Raw genomic sequence first — 20,416 nt, 5'->3', positions numbered from 1 at the left:
CATAAATAAAGGTATGCATATATACAAAATAACCAATCTGGTAACTAACAAAATTTACATTGGACAAACCATACAGAAAAATCCAAAAATGCGATGGTATAGTCATCAAGCCGATACCCGCGAAGGCAAGAACACTCATCTTTATAATAGTATGAGAAAATATGGTGTTGATAAATTTTTATGGGAAGTGATTGATTCTGCAGACAGTCTCAACGAATTAAATCTCAAAGAACAACATTGGTTAGATGAGTATAGAAAAACTACAGAAGTTTACAATCTCAGAGAAGCAGGAAATAATAAAACTCACAGTGAGCAGTCCAAAGAAAAAATGAAAGAGTCTCAGAAACAGGCCCATGCTCGTAGGCGAGCAAGTGGTACCGACACTTGGGTTCGTCGAGATGGTGGTGCTATGAAAGGGAAAGCACACCCAAGAAAAGGCACCAAAGGACTTTGGCATTACAGCGAAGAGCAAAAAAAAGCACAAAGTGAGCGAATGAATGTCTTGAATGGTACACGGGGTAAAACATGGACAATCATTGAAGGCAAAAGAATATATACTGAGAAAAAACTATGAGCATGTCCCAATTTTTTTACGACGCACAAATCCGACGTTTCCTTTTACAGTTTACGCGGATTGTCAGCAACTTTCAAATTGAATATGGCAACGAAACAGATGGCGTGAACAACGCTGCCTTGATACGTGTGCCTGTTCGTTACGGAGATGCCAGTCGCAATGCACAGGTTATCATTCAAGAGAACAGTCGCAACTCAATGCCGGCCTCACCACTCATGACTTTTTACGTGAGCAGTTTAGATTATGATCGTCCTAGAATGCAAGAGCCGTATCATGTGAGCAAACTCAATGTGCGTCAACGTACCTATGACACCGAAACTGAATCGTTTGAGACCACACAAGGCAATGCGTTCACAGTGGAAAGACTCATGCCTGTGCCTTACAAATTGGGCATTACTTTGGATATCTGGACAAGCAATACCAATCAAAAAATGCAGTTGTTGGAACAGATACTGACTTTGTTTAACCCCAGCCTGGAAGTACAAAGCACAGACAATTTTATTGATTGGACCAGTTTGAGCGTGGTTGACTTAGAATCGGTGACCTGGACTTCTAGGACTGTGCCCATAGGTACAGAGAATCCTATTGATATGGCCACTATCAAGTTTAGTTTGCCAATTTGGATCAGTTCACCAGCCAAAGTCAAGAAACTGGGCGTGGTAGAACGTGTGATCATGAGCATGTATGATGCGCAAGGTGATCTAAGCAACGCTGTCACAGACAATGACTTGTTGTTGGGCACCAGAGTCATTGTGACTCCCTGGAACTACGAAATTGTGGTGATTGGCAATCAGATACAATGCTTGCAAGGTCGTACTATTGTGCCTAATGGTGCCAATGATGATTTGACCCCCACAGCAATTGTGGCAGGCAGTAGCCTGTTATGGCCGGCAGTGATCAGTGCTTACGGTGTACTTCGTCCGGGCATTAGTCAAATACGTCTAGATCAAGAAGATGGTACCACTATTGTAGGTACTATTGTGATCAATCCCAACGATGATCGACTGTTGATTTACAACATTGACCAAGACACAGCACCACAAAACACCCTGGCACCTATCACTGCCATTATTGATCCACTGATCTCAGGACCTGGTTATGGTTTACCTGCACCGGCTGTGGGTCAACGCTATTTGTTAACTGATGCCACTGGTTCAAGAATCAACACCTATCCCCCAGAAGCATGGCAAGGGGCTGTGGGCCAACAACTGGTGGCAAGTGCTAACGATGTGATTGAATGGACTGGTATTTACTGGCGAATTGTTTTTAATAGTGTTGCCCAAGCGGCAACTGTACAATATGTCACAAACATTACTACAGGTATTCAATACGAGTGGACTGGAGTTGAGTGGGTCAAAAGTTATCAAGGTGTGTACGTGGGAGCAACATGGAGTCTAGTGCTTTGAAGGCAGTGGGTGTGTGGTTCCGCAGTCGGGACACCAAACGCTATCTTTATCTACTACGCAACGACATCAAGCACCCGGGAGCCTGGGGACTACCTGGTGGCAAGATTGAAACAGGCGAAACGTTGTTGGGTGGCATGGAACGTGAATGCATTGAAGAACTGGGATTCTTTCCCACTTACTTGAGATTAATACCCTTGGAAAAGTTTACATCAGCAGATTTGGCTTTTGAATATCACACCTGGATTTGTGTTGTGGATACTGAATTTGTTCCTAGACTCAACTATGAGCACTTGGGATATGCCTGGATTGATGCTGGTACTTGGCCCAAGCCCATGCATCCTGGACTATGGAATACCATGAATATCGATGCTGTGCAACAAAAAATTCAGCAGATAGAACAAACGTTATAGTCTACCAACCACAATCTCAATTGTGCCAGAAACTCCATCAAAGTCTTGCAAGGCCTTGCCAATAACTGTGCCCATGGCAGGTGCAGCACTGGCGTGAGATTGGCCGTTGCCTGCACTGACCATCATGTCACCTTTGCGCACTGTGCCTGTTACCTGAGTTGGCACACGACCTTGAAGGGCTAGAGCCACAGTGTGTTCTGCATCGAGTGTGCTGTTCATCAAATGGGCAGGATTTGTAGATACTACTCCGGCCACTCTTGAATCTGATGACACTGTGGAAATGGTTACTTCATTGTTGCCGCCAAATTTCAGCACAGTGCCCGGTGCATACTTGGCATCTGCTGAATAAAGTTCTGCCAAGTCAGCATACTGTGCTGTGGTTGATTTCAAAAAACCTGTATTGAACGATGCTGTGGCGCTGCCAATGTTGGCTGTGGCGTTGGCACTGATTGGCATGATGTTGCTTGAGATATTGACATTACCTGTGCCGTTTGGCGTCAACACAATGTTGGCATTGGCAGCGGATGTTTGTATGTCTAACTGAGCCGAATCGGTAATAGCGCCACTCAATATCAGGTTACCACCTGTGATGTTACCAGTTGATACTGTCAAGTTACCGTGTATGGCATTACCAGTTGAACTCATTATGCCAGCAGTCAAGATGTTACCACCGGTCACGTTACCAGCGGTTGCAAGTGATGCCGGGGCAAAAGAGCCCACAATCAAAGAGCCGCTGGCAATAACATTACCGCCTGTAATGTTGCCTGTTGCTGATATGCCTGTTGTTCCGTCTAGTGATAGTGCCATTCGAATAAGTCCTTGCTGTATTTATGGTGTGTAAACATATAGTGTAGAAGCATCAGGTATGTCAATATGATACCCATTTCCGATGGTTACTGGCCCTATTAACAATGCATTCACTGCATTTGCCACAGTTACGTTGGCTTCCAGAGTCTTTGGTCCTGCAAATGTGCCGTACATGGTCAGACTGCCCAGGTTAATAACCACAGTATTTGATGCCCCGCCCACGCTCATGGCTATGTTGCCCGATGCTACAGGTATACTGATATTGGTAGCACCGTTAGCAATCTTGTCAGCAGTACCAGCACTGAGTCCAGTTAGGAATGCACCATTTCCAACATAATAATTAGCAGTGACGTTACCTGTTGCTGAGATTTGTCCTACCGTTCTTAAGTTGCCACCTTGAATGTTGCCAGTCACACTCAAAATACCAGTAGGTATGTTGGTTTGTCCGGTGCCATTTACGTTGATGTTGATGTTGCCGTTGGCCGTGGTATTGATCCACAACTCACCTGCATCAACAATATTACCTGTTAGGCTCAAGTTGCCTGCTGATGTGATGGTTCCTGTTGCTGATATTATACCAGCAGTAAGTAGGTTACCGCCTGTAATGTTAGCAGTGGCCGAAATTAATCCACCAGTTAATAAGTTGCCACCGGTGGTGTTGCCACTAACAGTGACCGAAGTCAGCGTACCAACACTGGTAATATTTGATTGTGCGGCAGTGGTCACTGTGCCTGCTGTGGTTGCACTGCCCACAGTCAACGATGCCGCGGTGCCTGTCAATCCAGTACCTGCACCACTAAATGATGATCCGGTTACAGTGCCTGTGGCTGATATCAATCCTGCTGTTCTTAAATTACCACCTTGAATATTACCAGTCACACTCAAATTGGCACCGGTGTTGACATTGCCCGTGCCATTTGGACTTAATACAATATTGGCATTGGCAGCAGATGTTTGTATGTCTAACTGAGCCGGAGCAATAATGGCACCACTGATTATCAGGTTACCAGCTATAACGTTGCCTGTGGCACTTACTAATCCACCTGTCAACAAATTGCCGCCGGTTACGTTACCGGTAACACTTAAACTTGTACCAGTTGCGGCTCCAATATTTGGTGTTGTAAGGTTAGCCGATGCCTTGACGCTGATATTTCCTGAACCATCAAATGCTGTGGTGACGCCATCAACTTTGGCGTTGATAACTGTTCCAACCAATGAGATACCGGCTGAGGTGTTTGCTGTGTATGTTTGACTTGAACTGAACTGAGCAAAAGCAATATTGCTTGTGCCAAATGTGATTGTGCCTGTGGGTGCATCTACAATATAAGCCGCGCCAGCATTGACGTTACCACTTGTGACAAAGAAGTAGTCGTTGATACTGAACTGAGTTGCACTATTTGCTCCATATTCATCAGCGTCAGTGGCACGAATAATGGCTGTGGCATTGGACCAGGTGTATATTCCATTAAGCACTGCATTGGCTTCATTCTTGACAAGAATACGTGTGCCAAGTGTTTGTACGTTGGCAGTGTCAATCAGGTTGAATGTGCCAGTTGTTTGTAGCAACGCACCCACACCATTGGCCACGCCATTTGGCTGTGTGTATGTGATTGTGCCACCTGTGGTAGTGGCCAATGTTGTGGTAGTGGCCACATTCACCGCCTGATGATAACTGATAGCAGTTGTGGCAAAGTTATCAACATATGCTTTGGTAGCAACGTCTTGATCTTGAACTGGATTTAGAACGCCATTGATATATGTGCTGTTGACAACAATGTTGCCTGTGGTTGGGCTTAAATTGAGGTTGCCTGCAACTGTGCTGATTGTCAATGCACCGCTCAGTGGTCGTAATACGCTGGTATTGACGTTACCACCAATCACGTTGCCAGTTGCTGATACTTGCCCGGCAGTTAGGATGTTACCACCGGTAATGTTGGACACTGCTGATACAATAGCGCCGGACAGCAAATTACCACCAGTTATGTTAGCAGTGGCACTTACAAGTCCTGCTGTGCGTAAATTGCCACCTTGTATGTTACCTGTGACACTGAGGATGCCAGTGGGTATGTTGGTTTGGCCTGTGCCATTCACATTGAGGTTGATGTTGCCATTGGCTAAGGTATTGATCCAAAGTTCGGCTGCATCAACGATGTTGCCAGTGAGGCTTAGATTGCCTGCTGTGGTGATAGTTCCTGTGGCACTTATTATGCCAGCAGTGAGTAAGTTACCACCTGTTATGTTGGCAGTTGCACTAACCAGCCCACCTGTTAAGATGTTGCCACCTGTGACGTTGGCTGTGACTGCCAGACTACCTAATGTACCAACGCTTGTGATATTGGTTTGACTGGCTGTGGTCAATGTACCTGCAATGCTTGTGCCACTCAGATTGCCACCAGTTATGTTGCCAGTAGCACTTATCAATCCGGCAGTTAAGATGTTACCACCAGTGATGTTACCTGTTACAGACACCACTGCACCCAGGTGGCTTGTGCCAGTAATTGTACTTGCGGCACTTATTACACCACCGGTCAAAATGTTACCACCTGTGATGTTGGCGGTGGCGCTGATCAATCCACTAGTATTTAGACTGCCTGCCGATATGTTGCCAGCACTGACGTTGGCCACTGTGGTATTGCCGGTCACACTGAGTGTTCCTGTGGCACTGATTGCACCACCTGTCAATACATTACCACCCCTAATGTTGGCCGCTGATATTATGTCGCCACTGGCACTTATGATACCGGTTACATATTCACCTGTTGTAGCAAACACTACCACATTGGCAGTACCACCAATGCCAACAGTGACGTTGCCACCCGAACTTACTACTGTGACGTTTGATGTGCCGTTGGTAATGTTTGAACTGCTACCTGTAGCAATTCCTGTGAGCAAAGACCCGTTGCCCAGAATGTAGTTGCCAGTGACGTTGCCAGCCGCACTGATATATCCGTTTGATACCAGTGTGTTGGCAGTTATGATGTTGGCAGTGGACAGTATGCGTGTCCACGTGTTGCCGACATTGGAAAACTGATATGTTATGTTGTTAACAACAGCAGTTTGGCCGTTTGTCGGCGCTACTGGGAAGGCCATTTTCTATCCTTTATTGCATACAAATCACGATTTCGATAGTGCCTTCACCGCCGCTAAAGTTCTCCAATGCTTTACCAATAACAGTACCGATTGCAGGATTGGCTTCGGCTCGCGCACGTCCATTTCCAGCAGATACCATCAAATCGCCTTTGGCGATAGTACCAGTCACTTGAGTTGGCACACGACCAACCAAAGCCACAGCAACCACGTGAGCCCCATCTAATGTAGAGTTCATCAAGTGAGCAGGGTTAGTAGACACTACGCCTGCAACACGTCTGCTGGAATCACGAGTACTTAGTGTGACTTCCTGCGCACCGTCAAAATCCAACACAGTTCCGGGTACATACACCGCATCAGCCAAGTAATTTTCAGCCAAGTCAGCATATTGTGCTGTGGTTGCCTTACCAAACATGGTGTTAAAGTAAGCAGTTGCACTACCAATGTTGGCAGTGGCATTGGCACTGGTTGGCATGATATTGCTTGAGAAATTAACGTTACCTGTACCATTTGGTGTCAACACAATATTGCCGTTGCTACCTGTGGTTGTGATGTCCAGTTGTCCTGAATCGGTAATAGCGCCACTGATTATCAGGTTACCACCTATGATGTTGCCAGTTACTGATACCACTGCACCCAAATGACTTGTGCCGGTTATGGTGCCAGTTGCAGAAATCAATCCACCTGTCAACAAATTGCCGCCGGTTACGTTGCCACTTGCACTGACTGTTGCGCCAGTTACCGCGGTTGCACCACTTGCACCGGCCAACACTGTTGTACCGCCTGCTGGGTTGGTAATTGTGACCGCAGTAGCGTTGGCAGTGATTGTTGAATTACCTAGGTAAATTGTGCTATTGGCCAAGTAAATATCTTTCCAACGCTGAGTTGTTGTACCCAAGTCGTATGTGATATTAGCACTTGGATTGATGTTACCAGTCATTACCAAGTTACCTGGAGCAAACACTGCCAAGTTGCCTGTGCCGCCAATATTGACGTTGGCATTGCCGCCGGCTGTTTGAATATCAATTGAAGTTGTGCCGTTTTGTACTCTGTCGCCTAGAATGTTGCCGCTCAGGGTAGCGTTACCAGTCACTGTCAAGTCACCAGTAATGCTCAAACCGCCGTTGTAGAATACACCAACGTTGGCGGTTCCACCAACTGATGTTGTGACGTTACCACCTGAACCGTTTACAGTAACGTTTGATGTACCATTGTTGATGTTGCTTACTGAGGTAATAATACCAGTCAGTGTGGCACCGTTACCATAGTAGTTTTGAGCATATACATCACGGAATGTTTGGCTTGAACTACCAATGTCATATGCGGCATTGGCATTGACCAACATACTGCCTGCAATTGATACATTGGCTACCACACCGCCTGCAAATGCCGGGCTTGATATGTCGACCCAATAGTCATCAGTACCATCAAAGATATATTCATACAACACATCTGTTGAAGTGTTGTACCACTGCCATCCAGCTGTTGGGCTGGCAGGAGGTGTTCCGGACGCTGTGTAGTTAACAATTGCTATACCGTTGGCATAGTAGTAGTTTGTAGCAGTAACGTTACCACCGGTGATGTTGCCAGTGGCACTTATCAGGCCAGCAGTCAACAAGTTGCCACCGGTTACGTTGGCTGTTGCCGAAATTAATCCACCAGTTGTTAGGTTGCCACCAGTGATGTTGGCTGTTGCTGATATCAATCCACCTGTCAATACATTACCACCAGTGATGTTGGCTGCACTAGTGATTGTTGATGTTGCCGAAATTAACCCGCCTGTAAGTACGTTGCCACCGGTTACATTACCACTTGCACTCAACACACCAGTGATGTGGCCACCTGTTGTGGCAAACACTGCCACGTTTGCAGTACCGTTTACACTGACTGTTACGTTGGCATTGGCTGCGGCAATGTTTACATTTGATGTGCCGTTGTTGATATTGGCCACACTTGTGATAATACCTGTTAAGAAATAACCATTACCATTAATAAAGTTACCAGAAACGTTGCCAGTTGCACTGATTAGTCCACCTGTTAGGATGTTACCACCAGTAACGTTTGCTGTGGCACTAACTAATCCACCTGTTAGTACATTGCCACCAGTGATGTTGGCCGCCGAAGTGATTGTTGAAGTCGCACTAATCAATCCACCTGTCAACAAGTTACCGCCTGTAACATTGGCTGTTGCTGAAATTAATCCACCTGTTAGCACATTGCCACCGGTAATGTTGGCAGCACTGGTTATTGTTGATGTTGCCGATATCAATCCACTTGTCAACAAGTTACCACCAGTGACGTTGGCAGCACTGGTTATTGTTGATGTTGCTGAAATTAATCCAGCAGTTAATACATTGCCGCCAGTTACGTTGGCAGTGGCCGATATCAATCCGCCTGTTAATACATTACCACCAGTGATGTTGGCTGTAGCACTTATCAAACCAGCAGTCAACAAGTTACCACCTGTGATGTTGGCAGCACTGGTGATAGTTGATGTAGCACTTATCAAACCAGCAGTTAATACATTACCACCTGTGATGTTGGCAGCACTTGTTATGGTTGATGTTGCTGATATCAAACCAGCAGTCAACAAGTTGCCGCCGGTTACATTGGCAGTTGCTGACACCAAGCCGGCAGTCAATACATTACCACCTGTGATGTTGGCTGCTGAAGTGATTGTTGATGTTGCTGAAATTAAACCAGCAGTTAGTACATTACCACCTGTGATGTTGCCTGTTGCAGTTACCAAACCAGAAGTGGTCAAGTTGCCACCCGTCACGTTGGCAGCACTTGTTATAGAACCAGTTGAAGAAATTAAACCACCTGTCAATACATTGCCACCGGTTACGTTGCCGTTTGCACTCAATTCACCAGTGATGTATTCACCTGTTGTGGCAAACACTGCCACATTGGCTGTTCCGCCTACTGTGACTGCAATATTGCTGTTAAGTGCGGCAGCGATGTTTGAGTTACCTGCTGTGATTGGGAAGCCAGCATTGGAGGCCGAAACTCCGGTCAATTGTGAACCGTTACCGATAAAGTAATTGCCAGCAATGTTGCCAGTAGCACTCACAATACCACCAGTTAATACGTTACCACCAGTGATGTTGGCAGCACTAGTGATTGTTGATGTAGCACTTATCAAACCACCTGTCAGCAGGTTGCCACCAGTTACATTACCAGTTGTGTTCAAACTTGTGCCGGTTGCCGCACCAATGTTTGGTGTTGTCAAGTTTGCACTGGCTTTGACAATGATATTACCACCACCGTCAAATGCTGTGGTGATGCCGTCTGTCTTGGCGTTGATCACAGTGCCATTCAAACTGATACCAGCCGCAGTATTGGCTGTGTAAACTTGGCTTGAACTGAACTGAGCGAAACCAATGTTTGAAGTACCAAATACAATTGCACCTGCGGGTGCATCACAGATGTAAGCACTACCAGCGTTGACGTTACCACCAGTGACAAAGAAGTAGTCATTGATACTGAGTTCTTCTACGCTGTTGGCACCATATTGATCAGTGTCAGTTGAACGTACAATAACAGTGGCGTTAGACCATGTGTACACACCGTTGAATACAGCATTGCCTTCGTTCTTGACCAAGATACGTGTGCCCACTGTTTGTACATTGCCTGTGTCGATTAAGTTGAATGAGCCTGTTGTGGTCAGTTTGGCACCAATGCCGTTGGCCACGCCATTGGGTTGTGAGTATGTGATTGTACCGCCTGTGGCAGTGGCCAAGTTAGAGATAGTGGCCACCGATACCTCTTGGTGATATGTAATTCCTGTTGTGGCAAGGTTATCAACGTATTCTTTGGTTGCCGCATCTGAGGAAGCAAAAGGATAATTGAGGTTGTTGATCCAGGTATTTGCACTCAATACAATGTTACCAGCGGGTTGTATCAACAAATTACCAGCAGTGACACCAATGGTCAGGTTGCCACTTACGTTGCGAATTTGGTTGGTGTTTACATTGCCACCTTGGATATTGCCAGTTGCTGAAATTAAACCAGCAGTTAGTACATTACCACCTGTGATGTTGGCAGTTGCAGTTATTGCACCACCGGTGATCAAATTGCCACCTGTTACGTTGGCTGTGGCACTTACTAATCCACCTGTCAGCACATTGCCACCAGTTATATTGGCAGCACTGGTGATAGTTGATGTTGCTGATATCAAACCAGCAGTTGTTACATTGCCACCTATTACGTTACCTGTTGCTGAAACATATCCAGCAGTCAATACGTTACCACCAATCACGTTGGCAGCACTTGTAATAGTTGATGTGGCAGATATAATGCCAGCAGTTAAAATGTTGCCGTGTATGGCGTTACCGGTACTGCTCATTATGCCAGCAGTCAAAATGTTGCCACCTGTGATGTTAGCTGCCGAAGTGATTGTACCGGTAGCAGTAACAAGTCCTGCTGTGGTCAAGTTGCCACCCGTCACGTTGGCTGCTGAAGTGATTGTTGATGTTGCTGAAATTAAACCAGCAGTTAGTACATTACCACCTGTGATGTTGCCTGTTGCAGTTACCAAACCAGCAGTGGTCAAGTTGCCACCCGTCACGTTGGCTGCTGAAGTGATTGTTGATGTTGCTGAAATTAAACCAGCAGTCAGGAAGTTACCACCAACAGTGTTGCCCACAACACTCAGACTAGTCAAGTTACCAACTGATGTTAGACTTGAGTTTATTACACCTGGATTTAGAGTATTACCCGTCAGAGCATTGGCATTTACACTACTCGCTGTGACACCTGTTAATTGTGAACCGTTACCAATAAAGAAACTACCAGTCACGTTGCCAGTTGCTGTGATTTGTCCTGCTGTGGTTATGTTACCGCCAACTACGTTGCCCGAAGCACTGAGTGTTGTTCCAGAAATTACGTTGGCGCCTGAAATGTTGCCGCCTGATCCTGAAGTACTGATATTTCCAAATATGGCATTGCCCGTGGCACTGACCAGGCCACCTGTTAAAATATTGCCACCGGTTACGTTGGCAGTTGCTGATATCAACCCACCTGTAATCAAGTTGCCACCTGTAACGTTGGCTGTGGCACTGACAAGACCGCCTGTCAACACGTTGCCACCAGTGATGTTGGCTGCTGAAGTGATTGTGCTTGTGGCACTGATTAGGCCACCAGTCAATACATTACCACCTGTGATGTTGCCAGTTGCAGTTACTAGTCCACCTGTAGCTAAATTGCCACCGATTACGTTGGCAGCCGAAGTGATAGTTGATGTTGCTGAGATTAGTCCACCTGTTAGGATATTGCCACCGGTTACGTTGCCGTTTGCACTCAATTCACCAGTGATGTATTCACCTGTTGTGGCAAAAACTGCCACGTTTGATGTGCCATTAACGCTCACAGTAATGTTGGCATTGGCTGCGGCAATATTCACATTTGATGTGCCATTATTGATGTTGGCTACTGATGTAATAATACCTGTTAAGAAATAACCGTTGCCGTTGATAAAGTTACCATCAACGTTGCCAGTTGCTGAAATCAATCCACCTGTTAACACATTGCCACCAGTGATGTTGGCTGCTGAAGTGATCGTACTGGTAGCACTGATCAGGCCACCTGTTAGTACATTGCCACCTGTAACGTTTGCAGTTACAGAAACCACTGCACCCAGGTGACTTGTGCCAGTTATGGTACCTGTGGCACTTATCCGTCCGCCAGTCAAAATGTTGCCGCCAGTTATGTTACCTGTAGCACTTGCTGTACCAGCAGTTGCCAAGTTGCCACCAGTAATTGTTCCACTTGCACTGAGTACACCAGTGATGTATTCGCCTGTTGTAGCAAACACCGCCACGTTGGCAGTTCCGCCAACAGAGATAGCAATGTTAGAGTTGGGACTTGCCGCAATATTGCTGTTTCCAGCACTAACCGGGAAGCCAGCACTAGAAGCCGCAACACCGGTCAGTTGGCTACCATTACCAATAAAGAAATTGCCGGCTGCTACACTGATGTTGCCAGTGGCCGAGATTGTGGTTCCTACTGTAAGCGCACCGTTCACAGCAATTGTGTTGGCTGTGATGACGTTGGCTGTAGAAAGAATTCTAGTCCATGAATTGGTTGCGCTAGAGTATTGGTAAGATACTTGGTTTACTACCGTTACTTGTCCGTTTGTGGGTGATACTGGAAAGGCCATAATTCCTCCTGTTTGGTCTTATACTCTACTTATGCCGGAACAAAAAATTCCTATTCCTAGCATTCTTATACTAATTTCCTACGTTTGCTTGCTCTGCAAGCCATTCTTCACGGGTCAATTTTCGAGGTTGATCCTGAGTTTTTTGTTGTTCTAACCACTGTTCTCGTGTCATCGTTTGACTATTTAACATGGATGCTTGCTCCCTCAACCACTCTTCTGTGGTCATGGTACGAGTCACCGTGACCATGTTTGTAGGTGTTGCGCTGTGCACCGTTTTGACTTCAACCTGCGAAGCCAGCCACTGTTCTCGAGTCATAGGCGCGGCCGATTGTTGCTGTTGTGCCAGCCACTGGTCAGGGGTCATTTTTGTTTGTTCTGCCAACCATTCTTGTGTGGTCATGGTGCGGACCACAGTGGCATCACCAATTGATGTGGAATTATTTTCAGTTGCTATTGCGGTTTGTGACGCCAGCCACTCTTCTCGAGTCATGGGCGCGGCTGATCGTTGTTGTTGTGCTAACAACTGATCGGCAGTTGTTTTTGTTGCTTCTTGGGCCAGCCATGCTTCAACTGACATAGTTGGTGCGGTTTGTTCTACGGGGTGTGTGTGATCAGGCAAAGAGCGCGGATATTTTGTTTTTACTGCTCGTATTCTAGCTGCCATTTCTTCAGGAAACACGCCAGCATGATACAAGGCATCCAGTTGTTCTTGGATAGTGGGATATTCTCTAGCGCGATTTCTTTGATACTCGTTCCAGTCATAGGCCTGTTGTAAACGCTGTTGTTCTTGTTTTATTTGTTCCACAGTCACTGGGGCAGTCGCAGGCTGGTGCCAGGTTATGGCCTGATCGTATATGCTCACACTGACTTCTGCGCCTGGCACTAGACTTTGAATAGCATGAAATACAGTTATCATGATGCGGCAATCTCCTGTGCTATCAACCAAATATTTGTGCTGGTTAATGTGCTACTGGCTGTAGATACTTTTTGCTGTAACTTATAAGTCACAGCACTGGTAGTTCCCGGTGCATCCATATAACTATAGGAAATAGCACCTATTATACCAGCATCAACACCACCTGCACCTGATGTTCCAGTATTTTGAACTTGTAAACTTGTACTGGCGCCTCGTACTAATTGAGTAAAGGAGGTAACACCAAACCCCGATACAGCACTAAACTCACTAGTACCAGTGGCCATGATTAAAATTTTGCTGGTTGCGCTAGATGGTGTGATGGTTACATTTGCATAGGTGACATCAACATAAGATGTGCTGTTTGTGATACTGCCGCCCAGGCTCGAACTCATCACTGTTTGTACCACAGCACCCAAGGGCATGTTGTATGCTGGTAATCTGTTGTTGGTATAGAGATTTTGTGTGTAGGTGTTGCGGAAATACCCACTGCTGGTACCAATGTCATAGGTGACATTTGCAATTGGTATAAGAGTACCAGAAATTGCCACATTGGCAACTACTCCGCCAGCAAACGCAGGTGACGTAGTGTCAACCCAATAGTCGCTGGTTCCATCAAAGATATATTCATACAATACGTCACTGGCAGTATCGTACCACTGATCTGTTACTTTGGATGAGACCGGCGGCGATGTTGCGGCGGTATACGTGACCCCAGGTGGTACTGGTGTTCCGTTGGCATAGTAATAGTTGTTGGACAGTATTGCGTTGCCGTAAACATTACCTGTTGCAGACACTAGGCCAACTGTTAATATGTTACCGCCGGTGATATTGGCCGCACTGGTAATTGTTGATGTTGCGGATATCAATCCACCAGTCAGGACATTTCCGCCGACAACATTGCCAGAAATTGATACATTAGACAACGTACCAACTTGAGTCAGGCTCGAATATAAAACATTTGAACTTAATGTATCGCCAATTAACGCATTGGCATTGACACTAGAGGCAGCAACGCCGGTTAACTGACTACCATTACCAATAAAGTAGTTGCCAGTTACGTTACCTGTGGCACTTACAAATCCAGATGCAGTTATATTACCTGTGACTGACGTATTTGCAAGTATTCTAACATTGCCACTACCATCAGGATCAAAAACCAAGTCACCATTGGCATTTAGTGTTGCAATGGTGTTACCGGTGATCTGAATATTACCAATGTTGGCACTTGGTAAATTTGTAACTCCCAGCAGTCCTACATATCTATAACCTGTAATAAAAATGCTTTTGCCGGCAGTAAGTGTACTTGGTATGGTTTCACCAATGAAGTTTAGTACACCGGCTTGTGTGTCAAAGAAGAATTCACCCACACCTCCAATGCCTGGGGCAAAGATTTGTGTGCCTGTCGATGTAGGATCTGCAGCGCCGGTGTTGTCTACCCAGACCTTTACAGGCCAAGTTGACCCAAATTCTTGGGGAATCCAATATTGTAAGTTGGTCAACCAAGTGGGATAGATACCACCAATTGTGGGCACAGTGGTATCTGCGGTGCATTCAATTCTGCTGGTGGTAAGATAACCTTGAGTTACTCCAGATACTACCTGTGCTGTACCAGGAATTTGCCCTGACTGGGTCCAAACAATGTCGCCACGCAACAAGGCAGGGCTGGCAATGCTTTCGTTACTGGCACTCTTTTGTGTAGCGGTGGCTGTTTTGGCCACACCTTGTAACTTTTTAAATAGCAGGTCTATGTATTGTGCTGTGGATATTGCCATTTAGTTGCTCGCAGTCTGTAATGTCAATGCAGTCACACTTTGTCCAGAAGACAATGCTATTCTCACATAAATTTCGTTTGTTGCGGTACTACTACTGCTGACTGTACCAAAGGTACAAGTTTTACTACTGTTGGATACAGATGTATTCAAACTCACTATGCCTCCCAGTGCGCATCCATCGCTACCATTACCCGGAGCGTTGACTCCTGGATAACCTGCACCACCATACGCCACTGCCATGTTGATCCAGCCATTGGCGCCGGAACTAGAATCTATTACCGAACCAGGTAACGCTACCCATATACCTGCAACGTTACCGGTGTATCTAATATCAAATTTTGATACTGCGGTTCGCACAAATTTAAATGTAAAATATTGTGTGCCCGAACGACCGGCACTTAGATTTGGACCTGCTGGCAAATAACCGGTTGCATAATTGGTTTGGTCGTGTTTTAGTATGCCTTGACTTCCTGATCCGACTACCACCGCATCATAAGTTTGTAGCGGGCCGTTTTGACTGTCGAATGCGGCTTCTGATCCAGAGTAGGCAGGCGTGCTTCCTGAACCTGGATTTGCAATTCTATACGCATTGCCAGACCCTGTACCAATAGTGGATCCAATTACCACATTGGCCTCATCAACTGCCACAGCACTACCTGATTTGTATAATACAGTATTTGCCAAAGCAGAGGTCAACGTGAGTGTACCAGTTGCGTAACTGTTGTTCACACTCATACTTGGACCAGTTGAACTACCACCAAAGCCTGTTGTGATGCTGGCCGTGGTGTTTGCGGTGGCACTGGCAAAGGAATTCAACACATTACTACCAATGTTTGATCCGTTGTAGTTAATAGTTGATGGTGCCGCAAATGCACCGCCACTTGATCCTGAAGCCAACGTGTTAGCAGTAGGATAAGTGTTACCACTGATGTTGGCCACTGTAAACGCAATGGTAAAATTGTTGTTGTTGGTGTAGTGAGGTATGGTACTGCTGTACAACACGTTTGCCGAACCTGGTGGCGTCATTGTGGTTGAACTAAATGCCGGAGTCGACGGACTTGAATTGTCGTAGTACCAAACTGTGGTATTGGTATTGCCTGTACTGGAATCAGCAATGTATACTTCGTTCCAGCCTGGAGGTGCGGATGCACCACTCACTCTGGCAGAAAATACATACCAGAAACCTGCTGTGATATTGGCGTTGGCTGAATTGTAATCAAAGTTGTTGCTGATCACAAGGTTACTGCCATAGGTACCGTTACCCGATGGGCTTGCACCTGCATTGAGAGTTACATTACCTACGTTTGCACCATTGCGAACTGCGGTAATAGTTCCTGCATCACCAGGACCCACGTTGGCCACGGTGTTGGTTGCATAGGTTGCTACTCTAAGCACGTTGGCTACTGATGTTCCTGCGGCCACTGCTCGATTGGCACCAGTTGTGTTGTCTACCTGTGTGATATTGGCCATGCGGTATGTTGCAATACCCGACAATGTGATGGTGTTACCACCTGGAAAGTTAGGGGGTGCTGGTGGAACTAATTTTCCTAAAACCTGATTGAGCAAGGCAATTCCGTTTGTTACTGTGGTCGAGGTAGTCAATGTCACCGCGTTGCTAACCAACTGACCTGAGGTGTTAGAACCCATGTCAATTGTGTTGCCAAGAAGACCAGTTACTGCACCAATATTACCTATAATATAATCAGCAGTGATATTGCCAGTGACACTTAGGCTTGTACCAGTTGCAGCTCCAATATTTGGTGTTGTGAGATTAGCACCGGCCTTGACAATGATATTTCCACTACCGTCAAACGCTGTGGTATTTTGATCTACCTTGGCATTAAACACTGTGCCTGATAAACTCAGACCAGCACTGGTATTGGCTGTGTAAGTTTGTGAACTACTGAACTGAGCAAACGCAATATTTGATGTGCCAAAAGTGATTGTACCTGCAGGTGCATCAACCACATAAGCACTACCTTTATTGACATTGCCACCTGACACAAAGAAGTAGTCGTTGATACTCAACTCTTCTGTACTGCTTGCGCCATATTGATCAGCATCAGTTGAACGTACAATTGCTGTGGCATTGGACCAAGTATACACACCATTGAATACAGAATTGGCTTCGTTCTTGACCAAGATTCGTGTGCCAACGGTCTGTACATTGGCAGTGTCAATCAAGTTGAATGAGCCAGTTGTTTGTAGCAACGCACCAATGCCATTGGCCACACCATTGGGTTGAGTATATGTGATTGAACCACCAGTGGTGGTGGCCAATGTGGTCGTGGTGGCCGCTGCCACTGCTTGGTGATAAGTGATGCCAGTTGTGGCAAGGTTATCAACATATATCTTGCTGGCAGCATCTGTGTCTTGTTGTGGATATGCAACACCAGTAATAATGGTATTGGCCAAAACAATATTGCCAGCCGGCTGTAGATTCAAATTACCCGAGGCTGTGGAGATTGTTAATGCACCGCTGGCAGGTTGAATAGCACTGGTATACACATTGCCACCAATGATATTACCAGTGGCGCTGATCAGACCACCTGTTAGGATATTACCACCAGTTATGTTTGCCGCACTTGTGATTGTGCTGGTTACTGATAATAACCCAGCAGTCAACAAATTGCCACCTGTGACATTGGCTGTGACGCTTAGGTTGGCCAGTGTACCAACACTTGTGAGACTTGAGAATAGAACATTTGAACTCAATGTATTGCCAACCAGTGCATCAGCATTCACACTTGACGCCGCAACACCAGTCAGTAACGAACCATTACCAAGGATATAATTACCACTGACATTGCCTGTAGCACTAACAACACCACCTGTCAATACATTGCCGCCTGTGATGTTGGCTGCTGAGGTAATTGTAGAGGTTGCAGATATTGATCCACTTGTCAGGACATTGCCACCAGTGACATTTCCACTTAGAGATGCCACTGAACCTAATAAACTAGAACCAGTTATAGTTCCACCGGAACTAATCAATCCACCGGTTGTTAAATTGCCACCCGTAACATTGCCACTGGCACTCAATTTGCCTGTGATGTATTCGCCTGTTGCGGCAAACACCGCTACATTTGATGTACTGTTGACTCCAATAGTGACATTACCACCCGAACTGACCACGGTCACATTACTTGTGCCGTTGTTGATGTTGGCTACACTTGTGATAACACCAGTCAGTAACGCACCGTTACCAAGAATATAATTACCACTGACATTGCCCACAGCACTTATCAACCCACCTGTTAATACATTGCCACTTGTGATATTTGCTGTGGTTGTTACCGGTCCTGTAAGACTGACCAGGTTGCCAGAATATGTTGGCAAGTAGTTGGCTACATCAGCATTTGAGTATCCTGCAGGTAATCCAGTTATAAACGCACCGTTGCCCAGCAAGTAATTGCCAGTGATGTTGCCAGTGGCTGATACTAGGCCATTAACATAAACGCCAGTATTGGCAAATACTGCAACATTGCTAGTACCGACTACCCCAACAGTGACATTACCGTTTGCATTGACTGTGACGTTGCTGTTGCCGTTTGTGATTGCGGCGCCCGCAGAGGCTATGATACCTGTTAGTTGTGAACCGTTACCAATGAAGTAATTGCCAGAAACGTTACCGGTGGTCCTGATATTGCCAACTGCACTTATTGTACCACCGGTGAGTAGATTGCCGGTTTGAGTATTACCGGTCACACTTAGATTGGCTAGTACACCAACTTCACTTGCTTGAATTCCAGTCAGTTGACGACCGTTACCAATAAAGTAATTTGTGGTTGTAATGTTACCGGTGGCACTTACCACTCCAGCAGTTAAGAAATTGCCACCGGTGGCATTACCAACCACGCTTAAGTTGTTTAGATTGCCAACTGATACCAGTGTTGAATTTAATACATTGGCACTGAGTGTGCTACCCGTCAACGCATTGGCACTAACACTTGACGCATTTATACCAGTTAGTTGTGAGCCGTTACCAATGAAGTAGTTGCCTGTAATATTTCCAGTTGCGGTTAACGAAGTTAGTGTACCAACACTGGTAATGTTTGGTTGTGCGGCTGCGGTTACGGTTCCTGCTGTCACAGCGCCAGTGGCACTAGGTACTGTACCAGTTATGTTAGCCCCGGGTATGTTTGTTAACCCAGTACCTGATCCAACGAACTGTCCAGTGGTTGTGATATTACCAACCACATCTAGGTATAATAAATCATCTACAACTTTTAGACTTGAATACAGTACATTTGAACTTAAAACATCACCAATCAATGCATTGGCATTTACGCCCGAAGTTGATATACCAGTTAGTAATGCACCATTACCAATAAAGTAATTGCCGGCAATATTACCAGTTGCGGTTAACGAAGTTAGTGTACCAACACTGGTAATGTTTGGTTGGGCATTGGTATAAACTGTGCCTGCTACTGCGGCATTGGCAACTTGTCCAGTTACATTGGCTCCTGGTATATTTGTTAATCCGGCACCCGATCCAATGAATCTACCCTGAGTTGTTACATTACCAACCACATCAAGATACAGTAAATCATCTACAACTTGTAGACTTGAGTATAATACATTTGAACTTAGGTTTGTCCCAGTTAATGCCGCGGCTGCAATATTTGTTGCTGTGATACCTGTTAGGAAAGCACCATTGCCAATGAAATAATTGCCAGCAACATTGGCGGTGGTGGTTATGTTACCAACAGCAGAAACGCGGCCTGTACTGATTAAGTTGTTGCCGGTGATATTGGCCACACTTGTGATGTTACCAGTCACTCCCAAGAAGCCTCCGGTAATAATATTACCGGCTATGACGTTGGCTGTGGTTATAACTGGGCCTGTTAGGCTGACCAAATTACCTGTGTACGTGGGCAAAAAGGCTGCTACATTGGCATTGTTGTAACTGGAGTTGGCCACAATTCCAGTAATTAATGCACCGTTACCCACAAGGTAATCGCCATAGATGTACTGGAATGGTCGATCATAAGAGCCAAGATCATAAACACCTGCTGTGCCAGGAACAATAGTACTATTGGCCTGTATGTTACCAATGCCGTTGCCGGCCAGGGTCAGCCCTAGGTTGGTAACTGAGGTTGAGATCACATTGCCAGTTATCAGCACCTGACTGCCAACTGGTCCAATATTCCAAATTTGAGTAAAATTGTCGTTTACTGCTGTGAAAGCATTGCGTAATGACTCTCCTGTGCCGTCATTTGCAACTTCTCCAACAATGATTATTTGTTGAGCCATTGGTAATTCATATCCTCTTAAGATATTT

Annotated in this window: 9 protein-coding genes; 3 read left to right on the top strand and 6 right to left on the bottom strand. The window is 45.7% G+C overall.

All coding sequences use genetic code 11. The features are described from left to right. Positions 1-13 precede the first annotated feature (13 nt). From ABW391_RS02050 to ABW391_RS02040, 3 genes are read left to right on the top strand one after another with little or no spacing between them, the layout of a single operon-like run. The gene (locus tag ABW391_RS02050) at positions 14-574 is read left to right on the top strand and encodes a GIY-YIG nuclease family protein (protein ID WP_353480152.1); all 561 of its coding nucleotides are present in this window, start codon (positions 14-16) and stop codon (positions 572-574) included. A 2-nt stretch (positions 575-576) separates the two neighbouring features. Next, positions 577-1,980 (top strand): tail sheath stabilizer and completion protein, encoded by a 1,404-nt coding sequence (locus tag ABW391_RS02045; protein ID WP_353480151.1) that lies wholly within the window; start codon positions 577-579, stop codon positions 1,978-1,980. Beyond that, on the top strand, positions 1,962-2,390 hold the full coding sequence (locus tag ABW391_RS02040; protein ID WP_353480150.1) for an NUDIX hydrolase: 429 nt from the start codon (positions 1,962-1,964) through the stop codon (positions 2,388-2,390). The genes ABW391_RS02045 and ABW391_RS02040 overlap by 19 nt, the downstream gene beginning before the upstream one ends. On the opposite strand, the gene ABW391_RS02035 is transcribed toward ABW391_RS02040, so the two are convergent. The 6 genes from ABW391_RS02035 to ABW391_RS02010 all read right to left on the bottom strand — a co-directional run bounded on the left by ABW391_RS02035 (position 2,385) and on the right by ABW391_RS02010 (position 20,388). Further along, positions 2,385-3,197 carry a hypothetical protein gene (locus ABW391_RS02035; RefSeq protein ID WP_353480149.1) on the bottom strand — a complete coding sequence of 271 codons (813 nt, stop codon included), beginning with the start codon at positions 3,195-3,197 and terminating at the stop codon, positions 2,385-2,387. The genes ABW391_RS02040 and ABW391_RS02035 overlap by 6 nt on opposite strands. Before the next feature lie 21 nt (positions 3,198-3,218). Then, a complete protein-coding gene (locus ABW391_RS02030; RefSeq protein ID WP_353480148.1) occupies positions 3,219-6,287 on the bottom strand; it encodes a beta strand repeat-containing protein in 3,069 nt (1,022 codons plus the stop codon). Positions 6,288-6,297: 10 nt separating this feature from the next. Then, positions 6,298-12,444 (bottom strand): hypothetical protein, encoded by a 6,147-nt coding sequence (locus ABW391_RS02025; RefSeq protein WP_353480147.1) that lies wholly within the window; start codon positions 12,442-12,444, stop codon positions 6,298-6,300. A gap of 70 nt (positions 12,445-12,514) precedes the next feature. Continuing rightward, entirely contained in the window at positions 12,515-13,360 is an 846-nt protein-coding gene (locus ABW391_RS02020; RefSeq protein WP_353480146.1) for a hypothetical protein, read from the bottom strand. After that, complete coding sequence (locus tag ABW391_RS02015) at positions 13,357-15,132, bottom strand: hypothetical protein (protein WP_353480145.1); 1,776 nt, start codon at positions 15,130-15,132, stop codon at positions 13,357-13,359. The genes ABW391_RS02020 and ABW391_RS02015 overlap by 4 nt, the downstream gene beginning before the upstream one ends. Beyond that, complete coding sequence (locus tag ABW391_RS02010; protein ID WP_353480144.1) at positions 15,133-20,388, bottom strand: beta strand repeat-containing protein; 5,256 nt, start codon at positions 20,386-20,388, stop codon at positions 15,133-15,135. Between the last annotated feature and the right edge of the window lie 28 nt (positions 20,389-20,416).

The sequence above is a fragment of the Haliscomenobacter sp. genome, assembly GCF_040403615.1.
In the GTDB taxonomy this organism is placed as follows: domain Bacteria; phylum Bacteroidota; class Bacteroidia; order Chitinophagales; family Saprospiraceae; genus Haliscomenobacter.
The sequence above is the reverse complement of the archived record's forward strand: the minus strand, read 5'-3'. Positions and strand labels throughout refer to the sequence as shown.